Below are 15,443 nucleotides of genomic sequence, written 5' to 3' on the forward strand. Positions count from 1 at the left end.
TATACCCCTAGCGCGTTTTGGGTACATATGTATATAATTGGTAATATTTTTCATCTTTGGTAGAACCACGGTATATTTTTCATTTACCGTTCTACCATTTTTCCGTTATATATTTCGGACAGGTCTACTACGGATTCTTGCTTTTACTGATTCCCAAGAACTAGCTAAACTCGGATCTTGTAAATGGAGAACTTTTCTTTGATCCAGTTCGTCTTTTTGCCAGTCTAATACAGGAACATTTGCTGATTGAGTCGCAATATCATCCCATAAATCTTCTAGAAGTTGTAACTTTTCTGACAACCCTAGCTCAAAAATCGGCGCAAAGTCTGCTTTCATAATCAACTAAGCTATCAAAATTATCACTCTATTATTACACACAACACACATTTTAAGAATGCAATTTAAAAGGATTAACAATATTTAAACCATCAATCACTTCATAACCAAAATCTTCTGTATACAAGGTTTGAACATTGGCCTCTAAACAAGCAGCAATAATCATTGAATCCCAATGTGAGAGACTAAAACGTTTCATTAATTCCTCAGCACGATCAATCACATTCCAAGTTGGTAAAGCAGTGTACCAAACTTGTTGTAAATCTCGAATGTATTGATAAGCTTGTGATTTATCATACCCTAATGATTCTAGTTTACGACTTGCAGCTAAATATTCACAGGCAACCTGCCAGAGCAAAACACCATCTGTTAAATTAGCTACTAAAGAAGCTGCTATTCCCTGTTTATTCGTATCCCGTGGATCATGGACGTAAATCAAAATATTCGTATCAACATATTCGTATCAACGGCGTTCATGCAACATATCCCGTGTAAACTGAGGTGCAGTAGGAGGAATGGGGTTTTTTTGCATTCTTTCCACCAGTGATTTTAGAAAGTTGCGTCGCTCATTAATATCAGTAATTTTCGGTGGTATAACTTGAGGAGATTGAACAACAAGCTCAACTTCTACGTCTTCAGGTAAGTTACAAGCGGTTTGTAAAATAAATGTACCATTGCGGTAAATTGCTTTTAGGGTTTGCTGCATAGGATGTGATTCATGAAATAAAAGTAGTATAAATTTGTCTCTATTAATCCTAACTCGCTAAAGTAGGAATTTTCAAAGGCACAAGGGCTTTATGCAGTACACTGGGTTTAGCACTTAAATACACTTCCCGACAATTACTCTCATTGTATCCAACTACAACCGCGCCGATAGTTGTACCAATTTCTGGATACATTTCTGGACTCATCCCCCCTTCATCTAAAAAGTCTGGGATTTTGATCAACCCCTTAACTAAAGACTCATCAATATTGACAAAAACGCCAAAGGGTGTATGAAATTCAACTTTTCCCAGAACAAACTGACCTAGCTGATACTTAGATTTAATATTCTCCCAACTTGTACTATCCATAATACTATCCATAAAAAATTATCTTAACCCAAGTTGCTAGTTATCAAGTTAATGCTGGTAGTAGGTTAAAATTCCGTCTTAATCCTGTAAATCCTTACATCCTGGATATCCTGATTCTGACAGTTCCTCTATTCTCACACATAGCAGGGCAACATATAAAAAAGTCAATCAGTCCTAAATTTAGTTACAGTTAGATAACAAATCAATCGTGAGGGGTGATACTATGCGTGTCTTGCTAGTTTATCCAATATTTCCCAAAACCTTCTGGTCTTATGAAAAAATCCTACAACTCGTAGATAGAAAGGTTCTATTACCACCATTGGGTTTAGTCACAGTGGCAGCTATCCTACCCCAAGAATGGGAGTTTAAGCTAGTAGATCGTAACATTCGCCCAGCAACAGAGGAAGAATGGGCATGGGCAGATATAGTCATTTTCTCGGCTATGATTGTCCAAAAACAAGATTTATTAGATCAAGTCCGGGAAGCAAAACGCCGGGGTAAGTTGGTAGCTTTGGGTGGTCCCTATCCCACATCCACACCCCATGAAGTGGAAGCAGCAGGGGCAGATTACCTGATTTTAGATGAAGGGGAAATCACTTTACCGATGTTTGTGGAAGCGGTGCAAAAAGGTGAAAAATCTGGGGTTTTCCGCGCCACTGAAAAACCAGATGTGACAACTACACCCATTCCCCGCTTTGATTTATTAGAATTTAATGCCTATGATATGATGTCTGTGCAATTTTCGCGGGGTTGTCCTTTCCAATGTGAATTTTGCGACATCATTGTTTTATATGGACGTAAACCGAGAACCAAAACACCAGCACAACTTTTAGCAGAATTAGATTATCTTTATGAGTTGGGTTGGCGGCGTGGTGTGTTCATGGTGGATGATAACTTTATTGGCAATAAACGCAATGTGAAATTGTTGCTAAAAGAGTTAAAAGTTTGGATGGCTGAACATCAATATCCATTCAATTTTGACACAGAAGCTTCCATTGATTTGGCACAAGATCAAGAAATGATGGAGTTGATGGTTGACTGTGGTTTTAAAGCCGTATTTTTAGGCATTGAAACCCCAGATGAGGATAGTTTGCAGTTAACTAAGAAGTTTCAAAATACGCGCAGTTCTTTAACAGACGCAGTACAAACTATTATTAAAGCTGGACTGCGACCAATGGCAGGGTTTATTATTGGCTTTGATGGTGAAAAAGCCGGTGCGGGCGATCGCATTGTCAGATTTGCTGAACAAGCTGCTATTCCTTCCACCACTTTTGCTATGTTACAAGCATTGCCAAATACCGCTTTATGGCATCGTTTGAAAAAAGAAGGTAGACTGCGGGAGAATAAAGACGGAAATATCAATCAAACCACATTAATGAACTTTATTCCTACCCGTCCTTTAGAAGAATTGGCTAGGGAATATGTGGAAGCTTTTTGTGCTTTATATGATCCTGTAGCCTATTTAGATCGCACCTATCGCTGTTTTTTGATGTTGGGTTATCCCCAATGGACAGCACCAGCTAAAACGCCAGAATGGGTAGTTATCAAAGCACTGCTAATTGTGATTTGGAGACAAGGTTTTAAAAGAGAAACTCGCTGGAAATTCTGGCATCACTTCTTTAGCATTCTCAAGCATAATCCCAAGGTGATAGAACAGTACGTTTCTACCTGCGCTCACATTGAACATTTTGTGGAATATCGGCAAATTGTCCGTGATGAAATTGAAAGTCAGTTAGCTGCTTATTTAGCCCAAGGTGCAGAAAAACCTTATGTTCCAGAAAAGGAAAAAGTAGTAGCTTAGGGACTGGGGACTGGGGACTGGGGACTGGGGACTGGGGACTTCTGATCTCCTGACTCCTAGCCCTCAAAAAAAGACTTTCAAAACCATCTTCTATTTAAATTCCTAACTGTTTTTTGATTAAACGACAGAGACTTTCTTTGATTTCTGGATGACGTGGTACAGGCGATTGTTTTCCATTAATAGGGTTAATATATATATCATGTTTCTTACCATGACGTTTTAAATAGCACCCTGCATCAACTAATTCTCTAACAAAATTTCCTCGTTTCACGCCACATCAACCCAAATTTCTTTAGTTTGCGCTTCGGGATGATTTTCTAAGCTTTCTTCTAACATTAGCTGATAGGCATCTTTAATATTTTCTTCTAACTCTTCTAATGATTCTCCCTGACTAAATACTCCCGGAATTTCCTTTAATTTTCCTACATACCAGCTATCATCTAACCAGTATTCGAGAGTAAAATTTTTTTGCATATACTTGACTCCTTAAACTAGGTTATTACTGAATAATATTATATCGGTTAAGCTCAAAAAAAAAGGAAATCAGAAAATTATGTAGCGACTGTCTTGAATGTCAAGCGAACGCTAAAAAAACTATTCCAACTTTCGGTGTTATTTAAGGTACTTACTGTTTTTAGAGCAAGATTATGTAATGTAAAAATTAGCACAAATAAGTATAACTACTGTAGAACTTAATTGTGTACTCTGTTAGTCTATAAGAGATGGATATAAATACAAGTGGATTTAGGAGTAATAAAAATGACTTCTTTCAGTGGCTTAAAACAGACCATACAATCTACTACAGATAAATTAATCATTTACAGATGGATTTTATTTGGTATCTTAGCATTTATTCTAGCAGCATTCTTGTTTTTTAGCTGGCCGTGGGTTAAAACAAATGAGAGTGCAAAAATGATAGATGTTATTTTGGGTGGATTAAAAGAAACAAGTGAACTCAATACTGTAAAAATGTCCAGTAAAGCATCATTAGTTGAAACTAAAGAGCAAAGGTTGTTTTCATTCTATGTTGGAGATACTAAGGTTATTTATGAAGGACAAGGTACAATACGTGCTGGTATAGATATGAAAGCATTGAAAGCAACAGATGTAGATATCAACAACCAGAAAATTACAATTACTTTACCTCCTCCTTATATTACCGAAACAGTTCTAGAAGCTGATAAATCTCAACTTTTAGATCATCACAAAAACTGGTTTGGTCCTAACGCTGAGATTGAACTACTAGATCAAGCACAAAAAGATGCACTTGCTAGAATTAAATTAGAAGCTTGCGGAAATGATATTATAGATGCTGCTAATAGTAACGCAAAAAAAATAGTAGAAAGAATATTATCAGCAGCAGGTTACAAAGACATTACTGTAATAACTCAAGAATCTAAAGATGGTTCATGTCCTAAGAATTAATATCTAGGAATATCTATCTTTATTCTCAGTCCCACGTTAAAGTTATAATATCAGAATGTCATCTATCAGGCTCTGACTTACACTAAATAGTATATGAATCAGAGCCTATTATTAAATCTGGACTCTCAAAGATAGGGAAAAATCAAGTCAAAAGTCAAAAACTCTGTTCTCTGTTCCCTCCTATTTATAAATGTAAAACCAAAACTTCCTCCCCTGGATAAACAAAAGTTTTACCCACTGGTAACACAGCCAAAGCGTTAGTTTGAGCTAAATTAATTAAATTACCAGAACTATCATTACCTTCAGATTTCTGAAATTGATAAACACCATTTACCAGATGTAACTTACCCAAAATATAGGTTTCCATCTTGCCATTAGATTGTAATTCTGATGAAGATTTAACTTTCACAAATTTACTTTCCCAACCTTTAGCCAGTCCTGACATTTTTTTAATTGCAGGTTTTACAAACCGCCAACAAGTTACCAAAGCTGAAACAGGATTTCCCGGTAAACCAAAATATAATTTATTGCCAAAAGTTGCAAAAGTTAAAGGTTTCCCCGGACGCATTTGTACAGAACGAAAATGAATTTTTGCTGCCAATGATGCTAAAGTTTTATATATGTAGTCATAATCACCTACGGATACACCACCAGTAGAAATGACTATATCAGCATTGGCGATCGCATAATCTATAATTTCTTGTAAAGTTGTCGGCTCATCCTGAATAATTCCTAACAGTAACACTTCTGCCCCCAATTCCCGCATCAAAGTAGCTAAAGCATACTGATTAGAATCTACTATTTGTCCTGGTTTCAGCAATTGTTCCGGCATCACCAACTCATCGCCAACTGATAAAATAGCCACACGGGGACGACGGAAAACACTCACTTGTTCACGTCCAGCAGCAGCTAAAACCGCAATTTCAGACGCAGTTAAAGGAATACCAGCCGGTAAAATTTCGTTTCCAGCTTGATAAAAGTCCCCCTTGCGTCTCACAAACTCCTGGGGTTGAGGCGCAATAAACACAAAAACCCGGTTTTCCTGTCGGTGGGTTTTTTCCTGCATAACTACAGTATTCGCACCAGGAGGCATCATTGCACCTGTGAAAATTCTTGCAGCTTGTCCTGGTTTAATTGTTACCTGTGGTTCATATCCAGCAGGAATTTCTTCCACCACTTGCAAAACAATGGGTTTATCAGCCCTTGCTTGCTGCACATCTGCATAACGCACAGCATAACCATCCATTGCCGAGTTATCCCAGTGGGGAAAATCCAGGGAACTGATCACAGGAGTTGCTAAAATGCGATTATTCGCCATTAATAAATCGACAAATTCCACATCTAGCTGGTTATCTAACGGTTTCACAGCATTTAAAATAGTAGCTTCTGCATCTCTGACTGACAGCATAGTTATAGTTAATGATGATAGTTTTGGATATTTTAATATAAAAAATTACCATATAAAAATCCGTGTGGGAAAAACTGGCTGGTTTAAGTAAGTCGGCACGAAAAAACCGAGGTATGTAAAAAAAATGTAAAATTCCTAAAAACCTCTTCCCTCCTGCCTCCTGCCTTGTCATAACGACAATTTTTAACGCCTACCTACTTATTTGTGTTTCTCTTGATTTTATAAATATTATGACTATCATTAAAACACCACAAAAACACTATCCCAAGCCAGAAATTATCCGCCGGGGGATGGCATTAGGAATAGATTTTACAGGAGCATGGTTAGTTAGTTCTCTTTTAGGAACAAATAATCTAGGTATTCAATTTATCCAAATTTTCGTTTTTATCCTTGCTTGGTTAATTCTACGGGTCATCATAGTTTACAACAATCAGGGGCAAAGTTTAGGACGATGGGCAGTAAATTTAAAAGTGTTAGAAATAGAAAACGGACAACCCGTAAGCAGAATACCAGAATTACAAGCATTATTACAGCGTGAAGCGATTATTGGCGGTAGCTGTTTATTGGTTTCCATTTGCTTAACGAATATAATAGCTAATCCCACTGCTATACTGCTAATACTTCCCCTAGTCATTGACTGTGGTGCAGCCTTGTCAGATCCTCAGATGCAACAGGCTTTCCATGACCGCTATGCTAGAACTATAATTGTTTCCTCACGGCGTGGCTATTCGCTGGATTTAAAAATTAAGCTAAAAATTAAGCGATTAGTTGAAAAAGTGCAGCGAAATGTGAGAAGATAGTCATTTGTGTTAAATCTCTCCCGGCTTTACTGTTTGTAAAATTATGGCTAAGAGTAAAGGTGCCCGCATAATAGTGACACTAGAATGCACCGAGTGTCGAACCAACCCAGACAAGCGTTCTCCAGGCGTTTCTCGCTATACCAGCACCAAAAACCGCCGGAACACCACCAACCGTTTAGAACTGAAAAAGTTCTGCCCCCACTGTAACAAACACACTGTTCACAAGGAAATTAAGTAAGAGATGAGCTATTATCGTCGTCGCCTGTCGCCAATTAAGCCAGGAGAACCAATTGATTATAAAGATGTTGATTTACTACGTAAATTTATTACTGAACGTGGTAAAATTCTACCCAGACGCATTACTGGGTTAACATCACAACAACAACGGCAATTAACATTAGCGATTAAACGCGCTCGAATTGTGGCTTTATTGCCATTTATCAACGCCGAAGGCTAAAAAAATTTTGGATTTTGGATGAAAGGATTTTAGAGCAGAAGTCAGGAGTCGTAGGGGCGCAGCATTCGGAAAATAAACGGTGATAAAAATTGATGATTGTTCGCCCAAATGCTTCGCCCTTACTTTGGACAAAAATTGATAACTGGTCGTCCGAATGCTTCGCCATTACAAGAGTCAGAAATCAGAAGTAAAACTCTCTTTCTGTCTAGGTTTCAAGTGAGACTGTGTACCAGATTTATCTGTAATCTGCTGTAAAAATCCAACAAAAGTAACGTTGGTAATAACAATGAAACGTTTACTTTCAGTCCAAAATCTAAAATTTCGCTTCCAGCCAAAGGAGTGTATAATATGCTTCGAGATTTCCAATCCTGGGATTTGGGTGATAGGAAATAGAGAACAGGGAACAGGGAACAGGTGACAGGTGACAGCAAAGAGTGTTTACCAATTACCCATTACCAATTACCAATTAACAACCTAAAACAAATCTAAAATCTAAAATCTAAAATTAGTAAAAGAGTGCGAGAGTTGTGGAGAAGGGGACGCTAGTTGAATTTAGGGTTCAAGGCGATCGCCGTCTGGGAGTGGTAGATCGTCCAGACGGAAAGACCCGTTGGTTTGTGGTAGATGAACGAGGTCAATCCCACAGCCTCGCGCCGCGACAACTAACCTATACAGTTAATGGACAAACTTATAAACCTGCTGACATTCCCAGCTTTTTAAGTCAAGTTCAAACCTATCTAGATCCATCTAGTTTAGAAGTAGCTTGGGAAATATTGGTGGAAGACGGGGAAACAGTCACTCCCAGTCAAATGGCAAATTTGCTGTTTTCAGAATCAGAACCACAGCACTGTTACGCCGCCCATTGCTTGTTATCCGATGATAAAATGTATTTCAAGCAAAAAGGCGATGTTTACGAACCACGCAGCGCCGCACAAGTAGCAGAACGGAAACACCAAATAGAAGTAGAAGCGCAAAAAGCCAAGGGACAGCAGGAATTTCTAGCGCGTGTAGAACAGGCACTCCAAGGCGAAAGCGTAGAATGGCAAAAACCAGACCGCCAGCGTTTGGAAGCATTAGAAAAATATGCGACTTTCGTGGCGGATATTGTGCGAATGGGGATAAATGCGGAGACCTTGGTACGGAATTATCCACCCCCAGCCCCAGTATTAGAAACCATGAATATGCTGGGACGTTCTGCAACTCCTCAAGCAGCCCTGCAACTATTGATCGACTTGGGTTGGTGGAGTCCCCATGAAAACCTGTTCCTGCGTCGTTCTTCAATTCCCGTTCAGTTCCCTAGTAAGGTATTAGAAGTGGCGCAACAACATTTGGATTTTCCACCAGCAGACTTAGACACCAATCGTCTGGATTTAACACATCTCAAGGTATACACTATTGATGATGAAAGTACCACAGAAATAGACGACGGTTTAAGTTGTGAAAATCTCGCCGATGGACGACAACGGCTTTGGGTGCATATTGCTGATCCTACTCGCTGGTTAATGCCAGAAGATGAATTAGATTTAGAAGCGAGAAAACGGGGTAGTACAGTTTACTTACCTACGGGAATGATACCTATGTTCCCCGAAGTCTTAGCTACAGGTCCAATGAGTTTGGTACAGGGGAAAATTTGTTGCGCTCTCAGCTTTGGTGTAGTTTTAGATGAAAGCGGTGCAGTTGAAGACTATAGTATTCATCCCACTTTAATCAAACCTACCTATCGCCTCACCTACGAAGATGTAGATGAAATGCTGGAGTTGGGAGTACAAGCAGAACCAGAAATAGAGGCGATCGCCAATTTGGCACAAAAGCGGAAAACCTGGCGATATAACCAAGGCGCGATCAGCATCAATATGCCCGAAGCAATGATCAAAGTCAAAGACGATGATATCAGCATTGATATATTAGATGATTCTCCATCTCGGCAGTTAGTAGCAGAAATGATGATCCTTGCTGGGGAAGTAGCAGCACGTTATGGTCAAGCTCATAATATCCCCCTGCCCTTTCGCGGACAACCCCAACCAGAACTACCCCCAGAAGAAGAACTCTTACAGCTTCCCGCCGGTTTCGTTCGTTTTTGCGCCCTGCGTCGCTGTATGCCTAAAAGTGAAATGAGTATTACCCCAGTACGTCATGCCGGTTTAGGCTTAGATACTTACACTCAAGCAACTTCCCCCATCCGTCGTTACAGCGACTTACTTACCCACTTTCAACTGAAAGCACATTTACGGGGTGAAGATTTGCCATTTTCCGCCGAACAACTCAAAGAAGTGATGATGACCGTCAGCACTACCACCCAAGAACTAACAATGGTAGAACGGCAAACCAACAGGTATTATGCTTTAGAATATTTACGTCGTAATCCTGAAGAAATATGGCAAGTCACAATTTTGATGTGGTTACGGGAAGATAGCAACTTAGCATTAATTCTCTTAGAAGACTTGGGTTTACAGTTACCAATGGTTTTTAGGCGTTCTGTAAGTTTAGGTGAACAAGTATTAGTAAAAGTCAGCATTGCTGATCCTCAAAAAGACATCATTCAGTTTCAAGAGATAATTTATCAAGAAGCTGTTAGTGGGTAGGTGACTGGTGACTGGTGACTGGTGACTGGTGACTGGTGACTGGTGACTGGGAAAAATCTTTTTCTCCCCACCTCCCCATCTCCTGAACTCCCCATCTCCTGAACTCCTGACTCCTTAACAAATATTTTCCCCCCCAGATATAATTTTGAGCTTGAAAAAGGGATAAATAAAATATAGTTCCATCTTGGTGCATAATCCCTTGGTTTGTATATGACCTATTGCCTCAGAATTGCCGACCTACCTGAAAATGAGCGTCCCCGTGAAAGATTGATGACTCATGGAGCGAAAATATTAGCTACAGCCGAATTAATAGCTATCCTGCTAGGAACAGGACAAGGACCTGGTAAACTGTCTGCTGTCGGTTTGGGGCAACTTATGTTACAAGAGTTAGGAAAAAATCAACGAGATCCTTTAGCTGCTTTACGGGATGTTACCCCCGCAGAGTTAATGGAAATTCATGGTGTGGGTTCTGCAAAAGCTACATCAATTCTGGCAGCGATAGAATTAGGTAAACGGGTTTTTTTATCCCGTCCTGCGGAGGGTGCGGTTATTGATAGTCCCCTTGCGGCGGCCGCTACCCTGAGTCAAGACTTAATGTGGCAAAGTCAAGAACGGTTTGCAGTCTTATTATTAGATGTGAAAAATCGGTTTTTGGGGACAAAAATAATTACTATTGGTACTGCTACGGAAACTTTAGCTTCTCCCCGTGATATTTTTCGGGAAGTTATTCGACATGGTGCTACACGGATGATAGTGGCCCATAATCATCCTTCTGGTAATCTAGAACCTAGTGAAGCAGATATAGAATTAACTCGGCAATTATTATCAGGGGCGCAACTTTTAAATATTCCTCTATTGGATCATTTGATTTTGGGTAATGGTACTCATCAGAGTTTGCGAGAAATTACTACTTTGTGGGATGATTGCCCACAAGAGGATTGATACAGCAGTTTCCTGAGTTATGCGGTACAGGATTAACAGGCAGGATGCCTGTTCCACAAGGGTTTTATGGTTTCAGTTTGTACCTCATTGACATGAAATATACTGTAAAAAGGAAAAGTCCCATGACTTATGTACCATCAAAACTTCTTACCTTTGAGGATTTTCTGGACAAATATAGCGATAATCCGCGCTATGAGTTGGCTGACGGAGAACTAATTGATATGGAACCTACTGGACTTCATGAAACCGTCAGTGGCAAACTAGCGACTAAAATCGGTATTGCTATTACTAATGCCCAACTACCTTGGTTTATTCCCCGCACTTGCCTAATTCGCCCCTTTGCTGATGCTATTACTGCCCGTAGACCTGATATTGTTGTTTTGGATGAAACCGTACTCTTTAATGAACCTCTTTGGGAACATGAACCAGTAATCACTCATGGTCGTTCAGCTAAATTAGTTGTTGAGGTTGTGAGTAGTAATTGGGAAACTGACTATGCTCGCAAGGTTGAAGAATACGCCCTTTTAGGAATCCCTGAATATTGGATTGCTGATTACCGAGGGCTGGGTGGTGTCGCTTTTATCGGTAGACCGAAACAGCCAACTTTCACCGTTTGTCAGTTGAGTGGTGATGATTATAGCCAAAAACAGTATCGTCTTGGTGAGTCAATTATTTCTCGCATTTTACCGAATTTAGAACTTCGACTGAATGACATTTTACCAAAATAAATTTGCTGATTAGCTAAACTATGGGATCAGCATTTTATCTGTCTGAATCAGGGTATCCAGGATTTAAGGATTTACAGGATGTTTTTCATAACGATGTGATGTTAATGATCTTTTTGCTTTAGATGATCAAAATCAGTTCATCCTAAAAATCCTTTAATCTTCAGTGTTCTGATTGAGACTGATATCACAGGTTATTTCAAAGAACAAAACAGGTAAAAAATTGAGTTTTTGGTATTCCTCAATTTGCAATCTTTTGATGGTAATTTATCTACATTAGGACTTACGCACAACTCACGGAAAAACTAACCGCAAAGAACGCAAAGGACACAAAGGAAAGAGGGTTAGAGAGATATTTTTCGTAAGTTCTCTACATTATCCATTTTCTTAATGTCATAATTTATGAAGGTTGATGATTCTTGATTGCTGCTTACATGGTTCACAAGACAAGTTATACTAGGAATGGTGGACTATTAAAATTACACCCATGACTGAACAACCCAACCCAGACTCATCCAACACACCAACGGATGCACCAAAACCCAAGTCAGAAAATGATTCTTGGCAAAATCGCATTGTTGGTGTTGTCAGTAAAACTACTGCTAAATTAACCCAACTCCTACCAGTAGACCAAGTAAAACAACAAGTAAAACAAAATGTAGGACAATGGTTTAGTGTCAATGATGCCCAAGTTGCAGAAATTTTAGCAACTATCCGCACTCAACTACCGACTACAGAAGCTTTATTAATAGGAAAACCCCAAACTGGTAAAAGTTCTATTGTTCGCGGTTTAACCGGGGTTTCTGCGGAAATTATTGGCCAGGGTTTTCGCCCCCATACTCAAAATACCCAACGTTATGCTTATCCTGCTGATGATTTACCTTTAATTGTATTTACTGATACGGTGGGTTTGGGTGATGTTAATAAAGATACGGAAACTATTATTCAAGAGTTAATCACTGATTTAAAAACCGAAATTAATGGTGCCAGGGTTTTCCTTTTGACTGTGAAAATTAATGATTTTGCTACGGATACTCTGCGAAATATTGCCCAAAAATTACGCCAACAATATCCCAATATTCCCTGTTTGTTAGCGGTAACTTGTTTGCATGAAATTTATCCCAACGAAATAGAAAATCATCCCTATTATCCCCCAGAATTTGAGGAATTAAACCGGGCTTTTACAGAAATTAAAAATAATTTTACTGGTTTATATGATCGGGCAGTTTTGATTGATTTTACTTTAGAAGCAGATGGTTATACTCCAGTATTTTATGGTTTAGAAGCACTGCGAGATAATTTAGCTGAACTTTTACCGGAAGCTGAATCAAAAGCTATTTATCAATTGTTAGATAAACAAGCAGGTAAGGAATTAAGTAATATTTATCGTGATGCTGCTAGAAGATATATTTTACCTTTTTCCATTATGGCAGGTACTTTAGCTGCTGTACCTTTACCTTTTGCAACTATGCCAGTTTTAACAGCTTTACAAGTTTCAATGGTGGGATTATTGGGTAAATTATATGGTCAGACATTGACACCATCTCAAGCTGGGGGTATTGTAAGTACCATTGCTGGTGGTTTTTTAGCTCAAGCAGTGGCACGGGAATTAATTAAATTTGTCCCTGGTTTGGGTACTGTTATTGCGGCATCTTGGGCGGGTGCTTATACATGGTCTTTAGGGGAAGCTGCTTGTGTGTATTTTGGGGATTTAATGGGTGGAAAAAAGCCAGATCCTCAAAAAATTCAAAATGTCATGCAAGAGGCTTTTGAAGGGGCAAAAGAACGGTTTAAGGGCATGAAAAGTTAGGAATTAGAAAATTCAAGAGACCAGAGTACAGGAAAAAAATGCCAGTATAATGCTAGTATTTTGGTATGGCAGTTATAATCCACATTCCGCACCCTCAACTGTCATAGAGAGAAAACACGGGGAAAAAGAATATAAGTAAGCATAAAAATAAACATAGAGATTGAAAAAAGGCATTTGAGAAATAGTAAATCACCAAAAACGTCATTAAACCCCATTCTCAATAAGGAGCAATAAGAATGAACACCACCCAGAGGAGTCAACAGATAACTAAAAAAAGATACTCAAGACAAAAATTATAACCTAGACTAATAAATAGAAGTAAAAAATTTGAATAATTTTACTACTACTGATGAAGATATATCCAAGAAAGAAGCAGATAAACAATTAACAGAAATTGGTAATCAATAGACCTCTCCAAAATAGAATGTATTAATTTGTCATAAGTTGTAGGGGCGAAGCTTATGGGCGATAATTTGACGGAAAAATCAGACATCTAGATATCCCATAAGCTTCGACCTGCCCGCATAAATAAGTTCCATAATTTCTTTTCTGGACAAGTCTAATGGTTAGAATTAGTCAGGAAAATTATCAATTGACATCTGGTGAAATGAATTTAGGGACAATTCATGAATTGTCCCCAACAGTTTTAGGCTACGCTTATGGAGATGCTAATGAGTAAATTTAACCCAATGGTCCTAAAGGAGCGCAGATTTTTGATTCAACGAGTCCACTTAGACTAGATCCCGGTAAAAATATTTGATACCCCATGAGAGACTTTTCAAACAACCTCTAAGCTTCTTTCCAACAACGATTTAACAGCACCCCAGACGCTAATACTTTCAAAACTTCCAGCATAAAGTAACTACCATGCAGTAAATTCATACTGTAGGGAACACCACCTGCACTAGCAAATAGACTTAAATCACTACCTAAAGCGCACATTTGCGGAGTTAGAAAATAGGTATCCAGCAAAGCTATTGTTAACAGCAAGCAAGATAAAAATATACTTCCCAAACACCAATTAGATCTAGTCTTGCAAATAACCAGCACAGATGTCAAGACAACAGCAGCAGCTAGTAATTCTAAGCGGTTAAAATTCCAAAAAATTGCATATCCAGCAGTGGTAAAATTCGCTTCCTTCATCATGCCAGTAATGTAAAGACTAGGCATAATTACCCAATCTAATACTAGACTAGAACTGAGCCAAAAGCCCAAGGTCAACAGAGTGGCGGTTTGCCAAGTTGAGCGTTTTAATTGCAGGTTAGAAATAGTGTTCATAACAATAATTGCTTGGTTAAATCTATTTCTAGTTTCTAACTAAGAAAACCACTTTGACAACAAATATAAATTAACTGTTACAAACAAGACTATATGCAACATTTTTATAATGTTTTTTGAATTAATTTTTGTTGTTTTTTTAAGTTTTATTACCAAATAATAAGAAGAATTAAAAAACAAAAACTTGTGCTAAATCTGGTGAAGATAAATCGTAAGTATTCAGCTATCAGCTATCAGCTTTAAGAGGTTGTTTGAAAAGTTTTAGATGGTGACTTTATACACTTGCAGATCCCCCCTAACCCCCCTTAATAAGGGGGGAAATAGAATCAGTAAACCAAAAAGTTTTTCCAAAAGAGTAATTTTTACGGAGTAATGACGCTATTGTTACAGACGCAGCAGGTATTACCAACAAAAGAAGAGGGACATTTATGTGCTATATAATACTAAATACATAAGAAATAGTTATAACAATTTGCAGTGGGTCAAAATATGAAATGATGAACGTAGTGTGTAGCATATTGGCTGAAAAAATTGACTGTTTCATCTCTAACAAAAGCCACGCAGGGCGAGTCTACAGAAGAACTCGTTTTAACCGACACAGAAACTCTTGATGAGGTTATTCAATGTTTAGTAGAAAATTTTTCGATTGAAACGCAAGGAGCCTGTGACCAACAAACTTTATTAGACCTGTCCGAAAATTAAAAAGGCAGTCTGTGTATGGCTTTGAGGATGTTCTCATTTCAGCCAGACTTGACGTAATCATCAGGGCTAGAGATAGTTACTGTTAGTATAGCCCGGAAAAAATG

General features: G+C 38.5%; 16 protein-coding genes and 1 pseudogene. 9 read left to right on the forward strand and 8 right to left on the reverse strand.

Annotated elements, in window-relative coordinates; genetic code table 11:
- Positions 1-105: 105 nt before the first annotated feature.
- The 4 genes and pseudogenes from FFR48_RS17445 to FFR48_RS17460 form a co-directional block, all read right to left on the reverse strand.
- A complete protein-coding gene (locus tag FFR48_RS17445; RefSeq protein WP_137668247.1) occupies positions 106-336 on the reverse strand; it encodes an addiction module protein in 231 nt (76 codons plus the stop codon).
- 52 nt (positions 337-388) lie between these two features.
- A pseudogene (locus tag FFR48_RS17450) lies at positions 389-781 on the reverse strand (PIN domain-containing protein); the annotation flags it as partial.
- 18 nt (positions 782-799) lie between these two features.
- A complete protein-coding gene (locus FFR48_RS17455) occupies positions 800-1,042 on the reverse strand; it encodes an antitoxin AF2212-like protein (RefSeq protein ID WP_137668249.1) in 243 nt (80 codons plus the stop codon).
- Positions 1,043-1,091: 49 nt separating this feature from the next.
- The gene (locus tag FFR48_RS17460) at positions 1,092-1,421 is read right to left on the reverse strand and encodes an RNA-binding protein (protein ID WP_236104097.1); all 330 of its coding nucleotides are present in this window, start codon (positions 1,419-1,421) and stop codon (positions 1,092-1,094) included.
- A gap of 211 nt (positions 1,422-1,632) precedes the next feature.
- Between FFR48_RS17460 and FFR48_RS17465 the strand changes: the two genes are divergently transcribed.
- Positions 1,633-3,210, forward strand: coding sequence for a B12-binding domain-containing radical SAM protein (locus FFR48_RS17465; protein WP_137668250.1), 1,578 nt, complete (start codon positions 1,633-1,635; stop codon positions 3,208-3,210).
- Between the two features lie 94 nt (positions 3,211-3,304).
- On the opposite strand, the gene FFR48_RS17470 is transcribed toward FFR48_RS17465, so the two are convergent.
- Together FFR48_RS17470 and FFR48_RS17475 are read right to left on the reverse strand one after the other, a co-directional pair.
- Complete coding sequence (locus FFR48_RS17470) at positions 3,305-3,481, reverse strand: type II toxin-antitoxin system HicA family toxin (RefSeq protein WP_096572413.1); 177 nt, start codon at positions 3,479-3,481, stop codon at positions 3,305-3,307.
- Positions 3,478-3,684, reverse strand: coding sequence for a type II toxin-antitoxin system HicB family antitoxin (locus FFR48_RS17475; protein WP_137668251.1), 207 nt, complete (start codon positions 3,682-3,684; stop codon positions 3,478-3,480). Before FFR48_RS17475 ends, FFR48_RS17470 begins: the two co-directional genes overlap by 4 nt.
- Positions 3,685-3,969: 285 nt before the next feature.
- Between FFR48_RS17475 and FFR48_RS17480 the strand changes: the two genes are divergently transcribed.
- Positions 3,970-4,635 carry a DUF4230 domain-containing protein gene (locus FFR48_RS17480; RefSeq protein ID WP_137668252.1) on the forward strand — a complete coding sequence of 222 codons (666 nt, stop codon included), beginning with the start codon at positions 3,970-3,972 and terminating at the stop codon, positions 4,633-4,635.
- Positions 4,636-4,819: 184 nt separating this feature from the next.
- On the opposite strand, the gene FFR48_RS17485 is transcribed toward FFR48_RS17480, so the two are convergent.
- Positions 4,820-6,043: a molybdopterin molybdotransferase MoeA gene (locus FFR48_RS17485; protein WP_137668253.1), complete on the reverse strand. Its 1,224-nt coding sequence runs from the start codon at positions 6,041-6,043 to the stop codon at positions 4,820-4,822.
- A 230-nt stretch (positions 6,044-6,273) separates the two neighbouring features.
- Here FFR48_RS17485 and FFR48_RS17490 point away from each other — a divergent pair, with 230 nt between their 5' ends.
- The 7 genes from FFR48_RS17490 (at position 6,274) to FFR48_RS17520 (ending at position 13,359) form a co-directional block, all read left to right on the forward strand.
- Positions 6,274-6,843, forward strand: coding sequence for an RDD family protein (locus tag FFR48_RS17490; protein ID WP_096572410.1), 570 nt, complete (start codon positions 6,274-6,276; stop codon positions 6,841-6,843).
- A gap of 43 nt (positions 6,844-6,886) precedes the next feature.
- The gene (rpmG, locus tag FFR48_RS17495) at positions 6,887-7,081 is read left to right on the forward strand and encodes a 50S ribosomal protein L33 (protein ID WP_096572409.1); all 195 of its coding nucleotides are present in this window, start codon (positions 6,887-6,889) and stop codon (positions 7,079-7,081) included.
- Positions 7,082-7,084: 3 nt separating this feature from the next.
- Positions 7,085-7,300 carry a 30S ribosomal protein S18 gene (rpsR, locus tag FFR48_RS17500; protein ID WP_096572408.1) on the forward strand — a complete coding sequence of 72 codons (216 nt, stop codon included), beginning with the start codon at positions 7,085-7,087 and terminating at the stop codon, positions 7,298-7,300.
- Positions 7,301-7,827: 527 nt separating this feature from the next.
- Positions 7,828-9,882 (forward strand): ribonuclease catalytic domain-containing protein, encoded by a 2,055-nt coding sequence (locus FFR48_RS17505; RefSeq protein WP_137668254.1) that lies wholly within the window; start codon positions 7,828-7,830, stop codon positions 9,880-9,882.
- Positions 9,883-10,092: 210 nt separating this feature from the next.
- Positions 10,093-10,824 carry a RadC family protein gene (gene radC / locus FFR48_RS17510; RefSeq protein ID WP_137668255.1) on the forward strand — a complete coding sequence of 244 codons (732 nt, stop codon included), beginning with the start codon at positions 10,093-10,095 and terminating at the stop codon, positions 10,822-10,824.
- Positions 10,825-10,946: 122 nt separating this feature from the next.
- Positions 10,947-11,552, forward strand: coding sequence for a Uma2 family endonuclease (locus FFR48_RS17515; protein WP_137668256.1), 606 nt, complete (start codon positions 10,947-10,949; stop codon positions 11,550-11,552).
- A gap of 484 nt (positions 11,553-12,036) precedes the next feature.
- The gene (locus FFR48_RS17520) at positions 12,037-13,359 is read left to right on the forward strand and encodes a YcjF family protein (protein ID WP_137668257.1); all 1,323 of its coding nucleotides are present in this window, start codon (positions 12,037-12,039) and stop codon (positions 13,357-13,359) included.
- Between the two features lie 789 nt (positions 13,360-14,148).
- On the opposite strand, the gene FFR48_RS17525 is transcribed toward FFR48_RS17520, so the two are convergent.
- Positions 14,149-14,637, reverse strand: coding sequence for a hypothetical protein (locus tag FFR48_RS17525; protein WP_137668258.1), 489 nt, complete (start codon positions 14,635-14,637; stop codon positions 14,149-14,151).
- Between the last annotated feature and the right edge of the window lie 806 nt (positions 14,638-15,443).

Origin of the sequence: Sphaerospermopsis reniformis (assembly GCF_005402885.1) — a bacterium.
Classification (GTDB): Bacteria; Cyanobacteriota; Cyanobacteriia; order Cyanobacteriales; family Nostocaceae; genus Sphaerospermopsis; species Sphaerospermopsis kisseleviana.